Raw genomic sequence first — 3,139 nt, forward strand, 5'->3', positions numbered from 1 at the left:
CCGCCGTCCTGTCCGCCTCCCTGCTCGCCGCCCCCACCGCGGCGCCCGCCGCACCCGGGGGGCCGGCAGCACCGGCAGCACCGGCCGAGCGGTCGCCGTCGGCGGTGCCCGCCTCGGCCGCCAAGGTGCCGGCTCTCAAGGTCCGCAAGCTGGTCAAGGGTCTCGACCTGCCGTGGGACGTGCGGGCTCTCGACAAGGGCAAGCTCATCTTCACCCAGCGCGACCGCGCGACCCTCTCGACGTGGAAGAAGGGCAGGACCCGCAAGGTCAAGGGCTTCCCGAGCCGCAAGATCTGGGTGTCCGGCGAGACCGGCCTCACCGGGCTCGCGGTGGACCCCGCGTACGCCGGCAACCGCCGGGTCTACACGTGCGGAGGCTGGCGCAAGAGCGGCGGCCGGCACGACATCCGCGTGATCGCCTGGACCCTCGACGCGCAGGCCCGCAGGGTCACCGGGCGCAAGGTGCTGGTCAAGGGGTTCCCGACGACCAGCGGGCGGCACGGTGGGTGCCGCCTGCTCATCGCCCGCGACGGCTCGCTGCTCGTCGGCACGGGAGACGCCGCGGTCGGCACCAACCCGCGCGACCTCGACTCGCTGGGGGGCAAGACGCTCCGCATCGACCGCTTCAGCGGGGCGCCGTGGCCGAGCAACCCGTACGCCGCCGCGACGACGCCGCGGCGCTACGTGCACACCTACGGCCACCGCAACGTCCAGGGGCTCGCGGAGCGCGCGGACGGCTCGCTCTGGTCGGTCGAGCACGGTCCCACCCGCGACGACGAGGTCAACCTGCTGGTGAACGGCGGCGACTACGGCTGGAACCCGGTCCCGGGCTACAACGAGTCGGTCCCGATGACCGACCAGGGCCTGCCGGGCACCCAGGTCGAGGCCAGGTGGAGCTCGGGGGCGCCGACCGTGGCCACGTCGGGGGCCGACTTCGTCTCGGGCGCCCAGTGGGGTGCCCTCGACGAGGCGCTGGCGGTCGCCTGCCTCAAGGCCGGGCGCGTCATCTTCATGACCTTCGACGCCGCCGGCAACCTCAAGCGCACCCGGGTGCCCGCCGCGCTCCGCGCCTACGGCCGGCTGCGCGGGGTGACGTCGGCACCGGACGGCGCCCTGCTCGTGACGACGTCCAACGGTGGCGGCAACGACTCGATCCTGCGGGTCACGCCGCGCTGACCCGCGGGGTCAGGCGGTCCAGTCGAGGAGGACTCCCCCGGCGGTGACCGCGCCGAACCACACCACCAGAGCGACCACCGGCATCACGAGTGTTCGCTTGGGGTACGGCATGAACCAGCGGCAGGTCACCACCATGAGGACCAGCCAGACGACGAGCAGGACGCCGACCGCCCAGTAGGGCGCGACCAGGCCGCTGGCGGCGTAGGGGAAGAACATCGCGACCATGCCGGCCACGCCGACGAAGCCCCACGGGGAGATGCGTCGGTGCTGCTGGATCGCCAAGCCGCTGCCCCTAGTCGTTCCACTTGGGGTCGTTGTCCCAGGCCTCGTTGCGCTCCTTGACCTTCTCCAGGGCGCGCGCGGCCTCGGCCTCGGACTCGTAGGGCCCGAGCCGATCCTTGTAGTCGCACCCGTCCGGGCCTTCCACGGCGTGGTGGTTGAGGCAGAACCAGTACTTCGTCATGTGCCCGAAACTATCGCGCGCCTCGGCATTTGTAGGGTCGTGACATGACCGCCATGTTCGAGGGCTATAGCTCCCGCGGACCGGCGTACGACGAGATGTTCGACGGCAGCGAGCTGCGACCGCCCTACCGGCGGCTCAGGTCGTCCCTCGATGCGATGACCACGCCGGACCTGGTGAGCCGGGTCGAGGCCCTGCAGGCGAGCTACCTCGACCAAGGCGTCACCTTCGACATCGGCGGCGAGGAGCGGGCGTTCCCGCTCGACATCCTGCCCCGGGTCATCGAGATGGACACCTGGTCGACCATCGACCGTGGCGTCCAGCAGCGGGTCAAGGCGCTGGAGCGGTTCCTGGCTGACGTCTACGACGCCGGACAGGTCTTCGACGACGGGGTGATCCCGCGCCAGGTGATCGCCACCTCCTCCCACTTCCACCGGGCCGCCGCCAGCGTCCGGCCCCCCAACGGTGTGCGCGTGCACGTGTCCGGGATCGACCTGATCCGCGACAACGCCGGCGAGTTCCGGGTGCTCGAGGACAACGTGCGGGTGCCCTCGGGCGTCTCCTACGTCATGACCAACCGCCGCGCGATCTCCGCGGCGCTGCCCGAGACCATCTCCGAGCACCGGATCCGTCCGGTCGCCGGCTACCCGCAGCGGCTGCTGTCCGCGCTGCGGGCCGCGGCCCCGGCCGGTGTCACCGACCCGACGGTGGTGGTGCTCACGCCCGGCGTCTACAACGGCGCCTACTTCGAGCACGCGCTGCTGGCCCGGACCATGGGCGTCGAGCTGGTCGAGGGACGCGACCTGGAGTGCCGCCGGGGTCGGGTGATGATGCGGACCACCAAGGGCCTCGAGCCGGTGCACGTGATCTACCGGCGGGTCGACGACGAGTTCCTCGACCCGGTGCACTTCCGGGCGGACTCGGTGCTGGGCTGCCCCGGCATGGTCGACGCGGCCCGGGCCGGCAACGTCACCCTCGCCAACGCGATCGGCAACGGCGTGGCCGACGACAAGCTCGTCTACACCTACATGCCGGACCTCATCAGGTACTACCTCGACGAGGAGCCGGTCATCCGCAACGTCGACACCTGGCGGCTGGGAGAGCCCGAGTCCCGCGAGGAGGTCCTCGACCGCCTCGACGAGCTGGTGCTCAAGCCGGTCGACGGCTCCGGCGGCAAGGGCATCGTCATCGGGCCCGTCGCCACGAGGTCCGAGCTCGACGAGCTCCGCGCCAAGGTCCTCGAGGACCCCAGGTCGTGGATCGCCCAGCCCGTCGTCCAGCTGTCGACGGTGCCGACCTTCGTCGACGGCCGGCTCGGCGCCCGGCACGTCGACCTGCGCCCGTTCGCGGTCAACGACGGCGACCGGGTCTGGGTGCTCCCCGGTGGGCTGACCCGGGTGGCCCTGGCCGAGGGGGAGCTCATCGTCAACTCCTCCCGCGGCGGCGGCTCCAAGGACACCTGGGTGCTCGCGGGCCCCACCCAGGTCGACCTCGAGGAGCACGC

4 protein-coding genes are annotated in these 3,139 nt (G+C 72.0%); 2 read left to right on the forward strand and 2 right to left on the reverse strand.

Annotated elements, in window-relative coordinates; translation table 11 throughout:
• Nucleotides 1-1,175, forward strand: a 1,175-nt coding sequence (locus JHD21_RS21680) for a PQQ-dependent sugar dehydrogenase (RefSeq protein ID WP_292679612.1), incomplete at its 5' end; no start/stop codon positions are given.
• Between the two features lie 9 nt (nucleotides 1,176-1,184).
• Here JHD21_RS21680 and JHD21_RS21685 read toward each other — a convergent pair.
• Nucleotides 1,185-1,457, reverse strand: a complete 273-nt coding sequence (locus JHD21_RS21685; RefSeq protein WP_292679614.1) for a hypothetical protein — start codon at nucleotides 1,455-1,457, stop codon at nucleotides 1,185-1,187.
• A 10-nt stretch (nucleotides 1,458-1,467) separates the two neighbouring features.
• Nucleotides 1,468-1,638, reverse strand: a complete 171-nt coding sequence (locus tag JHD21_RS21690; RefSeq protein WP_292679615.1) for a hypothetical protein — start codon at nucleotides 1,636-1,638, stop codon at nucleotides 1,468-1,470.
• 44 nt (nucleotides 1,639-1,682) lie between these two features.
• Between JHD21_RS21690 and JHD21_RS21695 the strand changes: the two genes are divergently transcribed.
• The coding region (locus tag JHD21_RS21695; protein WP_292679617.1) for a circularly permuted type 2 ATP-grasp protein at nucleotides 1,683-3,139 on the forward strand (1,457 nt) is incomplete at its 3' end.

Origin of the sequence: Nocardioides sp. (assembly GCF_016462705.1) — a bacterium.
Classification (GTDB): Bacteria; Actinomycetota; Actinomycetes; order Propionibacteriales; family Nocardioidaceae; genus Nocardioides.